General features: G+C 41.9%; 11 protein-coding genes. All 11 read left to right on the top strand.

All coding sequences use genetic code 11. From position 1 onward, the window contains the following. The first annotated feature begins 26 nt into the window (after nucleotides 1-26). The 11 genes from ablA (at nucleotide 27) to QYZ87_02160 (ending at nucleotide 11,670) form a co-directional block, all read left to right on the top strand. Nucleotides 27-1,286 (top strand): lysine 2,3-aminomutase, encoded by a 1,260-nt coding sequence (gene ablA, locus QYZ87_02210; protein MDN4753350.1) that lies wholly within the window; start codon nucleotides 27-29, stop codon nucleotides 1,284-1,286. Between the two features lie 54 nt (nucleotides 1,287-1,340). Continuing rightward, entirely contained in the window at nucleotides 1,341-2,357 is a 1,017-nt protein-coding gene (locus QYZ87_02205; protein MDN4753349.1) for a hypothetical protein, read from the top strand. Next, nucleotides 2,354-3,733 carry a DNA mismatch repair protein MutS gene (locus QYZ87_02200; GenBank protein ID MDN4753348.1) on the top strand — a complete coding sequence of 460 codons (1,380 nt, stop codon included), beginning with the start codon at nucleotides 2,354-2,356 and terminating at the stop codon, nucleotides 3,731-3,733. The genes QYZ87_02205 and QYZ87_02200 overlap by 4 nt, the downstream gene beginning before the upstream one ends. 6 nt (nucleotides 3,734-3,739) lie before the next feature. Further along, on the top strand, nucleotides 3,740-5,311 hold the full coding sequence (locus QYZ87_02195; GenBank protein MDN4753347.1) for a lysine 5,6-aminomutase subunit alpha: 1,572 nt from the start codon (nucleotides 3,740-3,742) through the stop codon (nucleotides 5,309-5,311). Next, complete coding sequence (locus QYZ87_02190; protein ID MDN4753346.1) at nucleotides 5,308-6,096, top strand: OAM dimerization domain-containing protein; 789 nt, start codon at nucleotides 5,308-5,310, stop codon at nucleotides 6,094-6,096. Before QYZ87_02195 ends, QYZ87_02190 begins: the two co-directional genes overlap by 4 nt. A 27-nt stretch (nucleotides 6,097-6,123) precedes the next feature. Beyond that, complete coding sequence (locus QYZ87_02185; GenBank protein MDN4753345.1) at nucleotides 6,124-6,795, top strand: 3-oxoacid CoA-transferase subunit B; 672 nt, start codon at nucleotides 6,124-6,126, stop codon at nucleotides 6,793-6,795. 48 nt (nucleotides 6,796-6,843) lie between these two features. Continuing rightward, the gene (locus tag QYZ87_02180; GenBank protein MDN4753344.1) at nucleotides 6,844-7,983 is read left to right on the top strand and encodes an acyl-CoA dehydrogenase; all 1,140 of its coding nucleotides are present in this window, start codon (nucleotides 6,844-6,846) and stop codon (nucleotides 7,981-7,983) included. 33 nt (nucleotides 7,984-8,016) lie between these two features. Then, nucleotides 8,017-8,802, top strand: a complete 786-nt coding sequence (locus QYZ87_02175) for an electron transfer flavoprotein subunit beta/FixA family protein (GenBank protein MDN4753343.1) — start codon at nucleotides 8,017-8,019, stop codon at nucleotides 8,800-8,802. Nucleotides 8,803-8,819: 17 nt separating this feature from the next. Beyond that, a complete protein-coding gene (locus QYZ87_02170; GenBank protein ID MDN4753342.1) occupies nucleotides 8,820-9,827 on the top strand; it encodes an electron transfer flavoprotein subunit alpha/FixB family protein in 1,008 nt (335 codons plus the stop codon). An 11-nt stretch (nucleotides 9,828-9,838) separates the two neighbouring features. Continuing rightward, entirely contained in the window at nucleotides 9,839-10,618 is a 780-nt protein-coding gene (locus tag QYZ87_02165) for an enoyl-CoA hydratase-related protein (protein MDN4753341.1), read from the top strand. 206 nt (nucleotides 10,619-10,824) lie between these two features. Continuing rightward, entirely contained in the window at nucleotides 10,825-11,670 is an 846-nt protein-coding gene (locus tag QYZ87_02160; GenBank protein MDN4753340.1) for a 3-hydroxybutyryl-CoA dehydrogenase, read from the top strand. Nucleotides 11,671-11,761 lie beyond the last annotated feature (91 nt).

Raw genomic sequence — 11,761 nt, 5'->3', positions numbered from 1 at the left:
GGGAACTAAATAAGAGGTTTTTTTACATGAATTGTAGTAGAAGAAAATTATACTTTCCTAATGTTTCAGATGAGGATTGGAACAGTTGGCATTGGCAGGTAAAGAATAGAATAGAGACACTAGAAGACCTTAAGAAATATGTGAAGCTTACTCCTGAAGAAGAGGAGGGCGTTCGTGACTCATTGAAGTCTATCCGAATGGCTATAACTCCATATTATCTTAGCTTGATAGATCCTGACGATCCTCATGATCCAGTGAGAAAGCAGTCCATCCCAACAGCTGATGAGTTGGTAATCAACCCTGAGGACCAATTAGACCCACTAAGCGAGGATGAAGATTCTCCAGTACCAGGATTGACTCACCGTTATCCAGATAGAGTGCTGTTCTTGATCACCGATATGTGTTCAATGTATTGCCGTCACTGTACTCGTCGTCGCTTTGCAGGTCAGAAGGACACTGCATCTCCAATGGAGAGAATAGACAAGGCTATTGAATACATAGCAAATACACCTGAGGTAAGAGATGTGCTCTTATCAGGAGGAGATGCCCTATTGGTAAGTGACGAAAGACTTGAATATATTTTCCAAAAGTTACGTGCTATTCCTCACGTAGAGATTATACGGATTGGTTCTCGTGCTCCTGTTGTGCTCCCACAGCGTATAACTCCAGAGTTGGTGGAGATGATTTCAAAGTATCACCCTGTATGGCTTAATACTCACTTTAACCATCCTAATGAGATTACAGCTGAATCAAAATTGGCTTGCGAGAGACTAGCTAATGCAGGCGTCCCACTAGGTAACCAATCTGTACTCCTAAGAGGTATTAATGACTGTCCTCATGTCATGAAGAAGCTAGTGCATGAGCTAGTGAAGATCAGAGTTCGCCCATATTACATTTATGTATGTGACCTCTCTCGTGGTATTGGACACTTCCGTACTCCAGTATCTAAGGGAATTGAGATTATTGAGAGCTTAAGAGGCCATACCTCAGGCTATGCAGTACCTACATTCGTAGTGGATGCTCCTGGTGGTGGTGGTAAGATTCCAGTCATGCCAAATTATGTGATCTCTCAAGGACCTCACAGGGTAGTTCTTCGTAACTATGAGGGTGTAATTACTACTTATACAGAGCCTAAGGACTATGTGGCTTCAGAGTGTCACTGTCCTGAGTGTGAGAGCCAGCAGAAAGATGGTGTGGCATCCTTATTGGCAGGTAATAGATTGTCATTGGAGCCTGATCACTTAGCTCGTAAGGAGAGAGTCAAGAGACGTAATCAGAACAATTAATATTAGTTGTTAGATGATGTATAAGTCTAAACGGTATTTTTTGCTGTCGTTACTATGCCATTTATAAAGAAAATAGAAGGCCTAAGTAGTCTGGCCATAGTAGGTACAGCAAAGAATACCGGAAAGACTGAATCTCTTAATTATCTACTGCGTCGATTAAGAGAAGAGCACCCATCAAAGATTGTAGGGGTCACTTCTATCGGTATCGATGGTGAGAGAAGAGATCAGGTAACTCAAACAGAGAAGCCAGAGATTACCTTCGAAGAAAACATGCTATTTGCTACGGCGGAACAGTTTTATCGCTTAAAGAGATTACCTACAGAGGTTTTGGAGATTGAGCGAGAGTTTACGACATCTATTGGCAAACTCATCTTATCCCGAGCTAAGGGTAGGGGAAAAGCATTAATAGCTGGACCTCCATCAACGGGAGGGTTACGTAAGGTAGTAGAGCGTATGCAATGGTGGGGTTCGGACTTGTCCATAATTGATGGAGCTTTATCAAGAGTTTCATTAGCCTCTCCGTCAGTAGCTGAAGGAATGATTTTAGCGACCGGAGCGAGTTATTCAGCTCAGCCAGATTTATTAATCCAGAGGACTAAGGACTTGTATCGATTGATACAGTTGCCTGAGTTGGAAGATCGAGGCTTAGCTTTAAAGCTCGAAGAGATAGAGCAGGGTATCAGGATCATCACTCCTGAAAAAGAAGTGATAGATACGGGGGTTGTCTCTGCTTTATTACCAGACTTATGGAAAGACGTAAGTTGGATGGAAAGCGGTGGAGCGATGTATGTTCCAGGAGTTGTTAATGATCGATTGTTGGATAAATTGAGAGTGACAAAAAGCTTTACAAGGCTTATTGTAAAGGACTTTACGAGGATCTTTTCTTCTGGAAGCTCTGTGAGGAATTTTTTAGCAGCGGGGAAAGAGCTGGTGTGCCTGAATAGGACTAAATTAGTAGCTCTGACTTTTAACCCCCAAGCACCTTCAGGGTATAGATTAGATTCTCAAGAGATGTGTGAAAGATTACAGGATGCTATAGGCATACCTGTGTACGATGTAAGAAGAATATGAAGGATTTTCGGAATACACTGGAGCAGTTTTCTGCATTGCTTTTTGTCTCCCAAGATGTTGAGTTTTGCTCATCTCTAGGGCGACATGCTATGTTGGATGCTCCATGGTTAGATTCAATTGATGGTATTAATGAAAATCTGAATAAAGTGGAGCGATTCTATGGATACATGACTGATGCTTCTCAAGAGAAAGGGATTGAGGAGCTGGAGCTTGTATTATCAGAATTAGTTAATATTAATGGATCTATACAGACGATCAAGCAGACTGATAGTATATGCAGTGATGTTGATTTCTTTGAGATTAAGAAGTTGGCTATCGTTGAAGAGAAGGTTCGTCAACTCTCTAGTGATTATGGTTTTGAACTAGAGAGCAAACCAGCTCTTACGAAAGTATTAGAGGTCTTAGATCCATTAGCTCAACGTCTTCCTACATTTTATCTCTCTTCAGATTTTGACCCCCAGTTAGGTCTATTGAGAAAAAAGCAAGAACAATCGAAGAGTGATGAGGAACAAAGTAAGATAGCTGAAGAGATAGCAAAGTTGGAAGATTCTGTAAGGGCCAGACTTACAAAACAATTATCAGCTTCAGCCGATGATTTGATGAGTGTCCTGAGGGCTTTTTCACAAGATATACTGGCATTAGGAAAGGCTAGGTGGGCGATAGAAATAGGTGCGGTACGTCCTATTCCTAGAGAAAAGGGTAGAAGTGTCATTAAGAACGTAATTCATCCAGAGGTGAAATCATCTTTGGAGAAGAGAGGCTTGGAATTCCAACCTGTATCAATAGACTTCCTATCCGAACCTACCTTGATTACTGGGGCTAATATGGCTGGAAAGAGTGTGTTACTTTCCTCTATCGCCTTATTGCAGTTATTGATGCAGTATGGATGGTATGTCCCTGCTGAATATGCAGAGCTTGTGATGGTAGATGAGGTGATGCTATCCGTTGGCGATGGCCAAGATCTCTCGAATGGTCTTTCATCTTTCGGTGCTGAAATGTTGAGGATGGATGCTATCGTGAAAATGGTAAAAGCTGGGAGGAGGGTGTTAGCCTTAGTCGATGAGCCTGCAAGAAGTACCAATCCGACTGAAGGACATGCATTAGTCATGGGGCTAGTACAATTATTAAAGAACTATCAAGTAAGAGCCATTATTACAACCCACTATAGTAATATAAATATAGATGTTAGACGATGGCGAGTAAAGGGATTCGTAGAAGATAGACTGGTACAACCTCTGAGAATTAATCAGCTGAATCAGTGTATTGATTATTCTTTGGAGGAAGATGTGTTGGAGACTGTGCCACAAGAGGCCTTTAGGATAGCACGCATTTTGGGAGTGGATGAGGAATTACTTGAAATGTGTAAAGTAGAATAACATAGAATGGAAACGAGTAAGCTAGGAATTGATTTCAAAAAAGTAGAGGCTGCTAGGATGTCTGCACATACCATTGCAAAAGATGTGCAGGGATTCGTGGATCGATATACTACAGTGGCTGTTGAGCGTACGCTTTCCCGCTTTTTGGGAATAGATAATGTTGATGACAATGGGGTGCCATTGCCGAATGTAGTAGTTGATCATCTTAAGTCGCAGGACGCTCTAGGTAATGGTGTGCTTTTTTATCTTGCAAATGCGATGGCCGCTACCGGAAAGACGCCACAAGAGTTGGCAGAAGGTGTTGCTGATGGGTCGATTAATCTGACACACTTCGACCCGATCTCTGAAGAAGAGGTGGCAAATGAGCTAGAGCCTTATATTAAGAAGGGGATGGAGCGTATTGCAGAGAAGAGAGCGAGGAGAAATCATTACTTAGAAACAATAGGTGAGGGTCCAAAGCCTTACCTATATGTGATTGTAGCAACAGGTAATATCTATGAGGATGTGGTACAAGCACAGGCAGCTGCTAGACAAGGGGCAGATGTTATTGCAGTGATTAGGACGACTGGGCAGAGTCTTCTTGATTACGTACCTTATGGTGCTACGACAGAGGGATTTGGAGGAACTTTCGCAACTCAGGAGAACTTCCGCATCATGCGTAAGGCTCTTGATGAAGTGGGCGAAGAAGTTGGAAAATATATACGTCTTTGTAACTACTGTTCTGGACTCTGTATGCCAGAGATTGCTATCATGGGGGCTCTGGAAGGTCTGGATATGATGCTTAATGATGCTCTTTATGGTATCCTATTCCGTGATATCAATATGAAGAGGACCATTATTGACCAGTACACTTCTCGTGTGATCAATGGATTTGCAGGCGTTATCATTAATACAGGGGAGGATAATTATCTGACCACTGCAGATGCTATTGAAGAGGCTCACACAGTTCTTGCCTCCGACTTTATCAATGAGCAGTTTGCACTTATGGCTGGTTTGCCAGAGGACCAAATGGGACTTGGACATGCCTTTGAGATGGATCCCGAAACACATGATGGATTTTTACTAGAGCTAGCACAAGCTCAGTTGATTCGTGAGATCTTCCCAAAAGCTCCACTTAAATATATGCCACCTACGAAGTTCATGACTGGTAATATTTTCCGTGGTCATATACAAGATGCTCTATTTAATATGATAGGAATCTGGACTCAACAGGGGATCCAATTATTGGGTATGCCTACCGAGGCTATACACACACCATTCATGAGCGATAGATACTTGTCTATCGAAAATGCTCGTTATATATTCAATAATATGTCCTCAATCGGTAAGGATATTGAATTTAAAGAGAATGGGATTATCCAGAGCCGTGCTAAAGAGGTTTTGGAAAAGACAACTGTACTTCTAGATGAGATTAAGAATGAAGGACTTTTCTCCGCACTTTCTAAAGGGATTTTTGCTGATATTAAGCGTCCAGAAGATGGAGGTAAAGGTCTGGATGGGGTTAAGCCAAAAGGAGATCGCTACTATAATCCTGTCCTAGAATTGATGAAGAACTTTAGAATTGAAGGTAAGTTATGAGCGGAGGTTTATATTCAACAGATAGTAAAGATTTTGATAGAACCTTAGACTTAACTAAGGTAAAGCCCTACGGGGATACAATGAATGATGGTAAGGTTCAGTTAAGTTTTACCTTACCTGTCCCTAAGGGTGCTGAGGCAGAGGAGGCTGCAAAGCTAATGCTGCGTGAGATGGGTTTTCAGAATCCCATGGTGGTATTCTCTAAAGAGTTGGCTGAGGGATACACATTCTTTAATTGTTATGGAAATACCACTCATACGGTCGATTATTCAAATATTTATGTACCAAAAGTGGAGTCCACTACGATGAGTATGGAGGAAACGGATGAGTATATAAGAACTCACATCGGTAAGCCGATCAAAGTGTTGGGTGCGAGTACAGGTACAGATGCTCATACAGTAGGTATTGATGCCATCATGAACATGAAGGGCTTTGCTGGTCATTACGGACTAGAGCGTTATGATATGCTGGAGGCACGTAATCTCGGTAGTCAGGTGCCAAATGATGAATTTATAGCTACAGCTATTGAGTTTGGTGCGGATGCATTATTGATATCTCAGACGGTGACTCAGAAGGATGTACATATCAAGAACCTGACGGAGTTTATTGAGCTCCTAGAAGCTGAGGGACTAAGAGATAAGATGATAGTATGCTGTGGAGGACCACGTATCTCCCATGAACTTGCTAAGGAACTAGGCTTTGATGCTGGTTTTGGTGCCAATACTTATGCTGATGATGTGGCATCCTTCATCGTGCAGGAGTATTGTCGTAGACATGAAAAATAAAAATTTAATCATATAAAAACTATACTTATGGAATTAGACAAAAATCAAATCAGAGAGGTAATCGCAAAACGTGTTGCACTCGAATTGAAAGACGGTGACGTCGTCAATCTAGGTATTGGACTACCAACAATGGTTCCAAATTTCTTGCCTGAGAATGTAAAAGTAATGCTTCAGAGCGAAAATGGTCTCATCGGTATGGGTGGTGCCCCAGCAGAAGGAGAAGTAGATGAAGACTTTGTAAATGCTGGAGGTGGATATATAACAACAGTACCAGAGGCAGCTACATTTGATAGTGCTACCTCATTTGGTATTATTCGTGGTGGTCACGTAGATGTTAGTATCCTTGGTGCTCTGGAAGTGGATGAGAATGGTGACCTTGCTAACTGGATCATCCCTGGAAAGATGGCTCCTGGTATGGGTGGTGCTATGGATCTTTTGGTAGGAACCAAAAAGGTTATTTTAGCGATGACTCATACTGCTAAAGGTGGAGCTCATAAGATTCTTAAGAAATGTAGTTTGCCACTTACAGCAAAAGGTCAGGTTGACCTTATTGTCACTGAGTTAGGTGTTATTGAAGTACGTAAGGGTGAGGGACTATGGGTCACAGAGCTTCGTGAAGGAGTTACTCGTGAAGAAATTCAAAGTGCTACAGGTGCAGAGCTTCACTTTGACCCTAACTGTACCACAATGCGTCAGTGAGATAAATGTAGTTTTACCACATATTTATTATAAATAAAGATAGAAAGTATGGACTTTAAGATGACTCCACAAGAGGAGCTATTCTTGCAGATGATAACTGAGTTCGCGGAAAAAGAGGTAAAGCCTCTGGCTGCTGAAATAGATGAGCAAGAAAGGTTTCCTATAGAAACTGTTGAAAAAATGCGTAAGCTGGGATTGATGGGAATCAACATACCTAAAGAGTATGGAGGTGCTGGCAGTACTAATCAAATCTACTCAAGAGCGGTAGAAGAGCTTAGTCGTGTCTGTGCTACCACTGGTGTAGTAGTTTCCGCACACACTTCTCTATGCTGCGATCCTATTCAAATTTTTGGTACAGAAGAACAAAAACAAAAGTACCTACCTAAATTAGCATCAGGTGAATGGATCGGTGCATTTGGTTTGACAGAACCTAATGCGGGTACAGACGCTGCTGGTCAGCAAACATTCGCAGTAGAAGAAGATGACCACTATGTCCTTAACGGTAATAAGATATTTATTACTAACGCAGAGTATGCTCATGTGTACATTATCTTTGCAATGACTGATAAGAGCAAAGGTAATAGAGGTATTTCTGCTTTCATCGTAGAGAAGGACTTCCCTGGATTTAGCGTGGGTAAGAAGGAGCTAAAGATGGGAATTCGTGGTTCGGCTACATGTGAGTTGATAATGGAGAACTGCATTGTACCTAAAGAAAATCTACTCGGTAAGATTGGCGAGGGATTCAAGGTGGCGATGAAAACGCTAGATGGCGGTAGAATTGGTATCGCAGCACAGGCACTAGGTATCGCAAGAGGTGCTATGGATGAAACTGTTAAGTACACAAAGGAGAGAAAACAGTTTGGTAGGAGTCTGTCAAAGTTCCAGAATACGCAGTTCCAGCTAGCTGATCTTGATGCACGAATCGAATGTGCATCACTACTAGTGAGAAAAGCGGCTTGGTGTAAAGATAATGGAGAGTCTTATTCTGTACCAGCTGCACGAGCTAAGCTTTATGCCGCTGAAACAGCAATGGAGATGACAACTAAGGCAGTACAATTCCATGGCGGATATGGTTATACCCGTGAGTATCCAGTTGAGCGTATGATGCGTGATGCAAAGATCACTGAGATATACGAAGGAACTAGTGAGGTACAGCGTATGGTAATTGCCGGAGCTTTATTGAAGTAACCGATTATTTTTTAGAAGGAAAATTTATTAGATATGAAAATCATTGTTTGCATCAAGCAAGTACCAGATACTACTGAGATCAAGTTAGATCCAGTAAAGGGGACCCTAATACGTGAAGGTGTTCCAAGCATTATGAACCCTGATGATAAGGGTGCACTCGAGCAGGCACTGCAATTTAAGGACAAATATGGTGCAGAAGTAAGTGTTATTACTATGGGACCACCACAAGCAACAGCTGTCATTCGTGAGGCTTTTGCTATGGGTTGTGATAAGGGATATCTTGTTACAGACCGGAGATTTGGTGGTGCTGATACATTAGCAACTAGTTATACTCTGTCTCAAGCACTTAAGTCTATCGATTATGATATTGTATTGGCTGGTCGTCAAGCTATTGATGGTGATACTGCACAAGTAGGACCACAGATTGCTGAGCAATTGGATCTTCCTCAGGTTACTTACGTTGAGAAGGTGGAGTTTGATGGTGATAAGAAGCTTACAGTATATAAGAACGTAGAGGAGGGGCATGAAGTATTTGAGGTTGAACTGCCATGTATGCTTACGTTCCTTGCTTCTGCGTATGAACCTCGCTATATGAATGTAGCTGATATCATGACTGCATTTGATAAGGAGGTTATAACTCTTACAGCTGATAGCTTTGAAGTAGATGTTACTCGTCTTGGATTGAAAGGCTCTCCAACACGTGTACGTAAGTCTTTTACTAAGGGTGCTAAAGCGATGGGTACCCTCCATGAAGACTTAACTCCTGAAGAGGCAGCAGATCTTATTTTGGAGAAAATGAAAGAGAAGTTCATCATTTAAGCTGAAAGGAACAACAAATGGAAAACTATAAAGGAATTCAGGTCTTTGCTGAACAGCGCGAAGGCGTTATACAAAATGTGGCTTTTGAGTTGATCGGAAAGGCTCGTGAGCTTGCAGATTCTATTAATGAACAAGTGACCGCAGTCCTTATCGGACATAATATCAGTGATTTAACTAATACTTTGATTGCAGCTGGTGCTGATAGGGTGTTGGTTGTTGATGATGAGATGGTTAAGGATTACACCACTGAGGCTTATGCTGAGGCGGTGACTCAAATTGTGAATGAGTACAAGCCAGAGATTTTTCTTCTAGGTGCTACTACCATCGGTCGTGATTTAGGACCACGTCTATCTGCTCGTCTTCATACAGGACTTACAGCTGACTGTACTTCTCTAGAGATGAGTGAGGAGCGTGAACTTATGATGACTCGTCCTGCATTTGGTGGTAACCTCATGGCAACCATTATGTGTACTGAGCATCGTCCTCAGATGTCTACAGTACGTCCAGGGGTAATGCGTCGTCGTGAAAGTGACCCAAATCGCAAAGGCGAGGTGGTCATTGTTAATGTGAAGTTTGACGTCGAGAAATGTAATAAGGTACGTCTCATCCGTAAGGAACGTGAGGAAAGCACCCTTGTTGATATTACAGAGGCAAATGTCCTTGTATCTGGTGGTCGTGGTGTCGGGACTCAGGGCGGATTCTCTAAGCTGGTTGATCTCGCAGACGTACTACATGCAGAAGTCTCCTCGTCACGTGCGATGGTTGATGCTGGTATCATAGGGCATGAAAGACAGGTGGGACAGACTGGTAAAACTGTTCGCCCTGACCTATATATAGCAGCTGGTATCTCTGGTGCTATCCAGCACCTTGCAGGTATGGAGGATTCTGAATTTATTATTGCTATTAATAAGGATAAATTTGCTCCAATATTCCAGGTTGCAGACCTAGGAGTGGTTGCAGACCTTCATAAGGTGTTACCTATTCTGACCGAAAAGGTTAAAGCCGTACAGGCAAAAAAGAAATAATTACACTTGTTATGAGTGAGTTCAAGACTATTATCAAAGAGGTGAGTGGTACTATATGTACCCTCACCCTTAATCGTCCTAAGGCTCTGAATGCACTTTCAACAGAGGTGCTCAATGAATTGTCCATGGCCCTAGAGGAAGTCTCAAAGGATTCTTCTATACATGTTTTGATTTTGACTGGTGCAGGACGTTCATTTGTAGCAGGAGCTGATATATCAGAGATGAGCCAGTTTTCTCCTGAAGAGGCACTTGCCTTTGGACAAAAAGGTGCACGTGTCTTTCGTCAGATAGAGCTGCTCCCTATACCAGTTATAGCAGCAGTTAATGGCTTTGCTCTAGGTGGTGGGTGTGAATTAGCGATGGCATGTGATATTAGATATGCATCGGATAAAGCTAAGTTTGGTCAGCCAGAGGTTGGGCTTGGTATTTCGCCAGGATTCAGTGGTACTCAACGCCTTCCTAGACTTGTCGGAACTGGTGTAGCTTCAGAATTAATATTCACTGCACGCGTTATAAAAGCCGAAGAAGCCTTGGCCATTGGTTTGGTTAATAAGGTTGTTCGAGCTGAAGAACTCTTGCCTACAGTAAGAGCATTAGCAGAAGAGATTTCTTCGAAATCACCTTTTGCGGTAGCTGCATCAAAGCAAGCTATCCAACGTGGTATGCAGGCTGACATCGACACTGGTATCGCTATTGAGAACTATCTTTTCAGTTACTGCTTTTCCTCTAAGGAACAAAAAGAAGGGATGGAGGCTTTCCTTGAAAATAGGAAACCTGATTTCCAAAAATAAAGATAGGTGCATTCACTTAGCCTACTGACACAGGTAAATTTATGGGTAGCCTCTCGTCCATCAAACTTGCCCAGAAGAGGGCACTTTTAATCGATGACCTTTTATGAATTGGTTTTCGAATCGATGACACTACTGTACCATAAGCTTACAGTATTAATAATTCAAAGAATGATGTTTTTGTTTAACACTAATATTTAATGAGAGATATGAAAATTGCAATTATCGGAAATGGAACAATGGGCAATGGTATTGCTCAAGCATTTGCTCAAGGTGGATTTGATGTGGTTATGAAAGGCCGCCGAGAAGAGGCTCTTGATCGTGCTAAAGGTAATATTGATCGTAGCTTGTCACGATTGGTTTCTAAGGGAAAGATGAGTGAGGACGATAAAGATCAAATCCTAAGTCGCATCACTACTACTTTATCTATAAATGATGTCAAAGATTGTGGCCTTGTTATCGAAGCCGTAGCAGAGGATATGGAATTAAAGAGGCAAATCTTTACAGAGCTAGATGAGATCTGCCAGCCTGATTGTATCTTAGCATCCAATACATCTTCATTATCTATTACTGAGATAGCTGCATGTACTAATCGTCCTGATAAAGTGATTGGTATGCACTTCTTTAATCCTGTACCAGTATTAAAGTTGGTAGAGGTAATTAGAGGACAATTGACTTCAGATTCAGTCTATGAATTTATTTCAGAGCTTTCCCAAAAAATTAATAAGGTACCTGTGCAAGTAACAGAGGCACCTGGATTCTTGGTAAACCGTCTTCTGATACCTATGGTTAATGAAGGTATTGCTGCGTATGCTGAGGGTGTAGCGACCAAAGAAGAGGTTGACGAAGCTATGAAGCTAGGTGCTGGACATCCTATGGGACCACTAGCATTAGCTGACTTGATTGGTCTGGATGTCTGCCTTGCTATTATGGAAGTTCTTCATAGCGAATTTGGAGATGATAAATATCGTCCACATCCATTACTTCGTAAGATGGTTCGTGCTAACCTTTTAGGTAGAAAGACTGGTATCGGATTCTATGATTACAAGAAATAATTTTGATTATTTCATATCATATAAAGCGAGAGGGCATGCAGCTGCATACCCTCTCGCTTTAGTTGTTGTACAACCTCCTTCCGAAACAAAA

The organism is Porphyromonadaceae bacterium W3.11, from assembly GCA_030434245.1.
GTDB lineage: Bacteria > Bacteroidota > Bacteroidia > Bacteroidales > Porphyromonadaceae > Porphyromonas_A.
Note: the sequence above shows the minus strand (reverse complement) of the source record. Positions and strands in the feature narration are given on the sequence as shown.